General features: G+C 44.5%; 1 protein-coding gene. It reads left to right on the top strand.

Annotation, left to right across the window (positions count from 1 at the left end):
• Positions 1–237: transposase (locus BBG47_RS29275; RefSeq protein WP_139070868.1), on the top strand; the 237-nt coding region annotated here is incomplete at its 5' end.
• Position 238: the final 1 nt, after the last annotated feature.

Genomic DNA, 238 nt, shown 5'->3' with positions numbered 1-238 from the left:
AAATTTACAGCTAGCAGTAACCGAATAACGAAGCGCGGGTCAAAACGCCTGCGTAGATCGTTATATCTAGCGGTGCAGTGTGGACTTCGGCAAGGAAATAACAGACGGTTAGCATCGTACTATGAGCGAAAAAAGAAAGAAGGCAAGCCCTATAAGGTAACAGTGATCGCTTGCGCCAACAAGCTATTGCATCACATTTACGCTATCTTGAATAGAGGCCAGCCTTACCAAACATAAA

Source organism: Paenibacillus sp. KS1 (assembly GCF_001680695.1).
GTDB classification, from domain to species: Bacteria; Bacillota; Bacilli; order Paenibacillales; family Paenibacillaceae; genus Paenibacillus_B; species Paenibacillus_B suaedae.
This window is presented reverse-complemented; position numbering and strand designations above follow the sequence as displayed.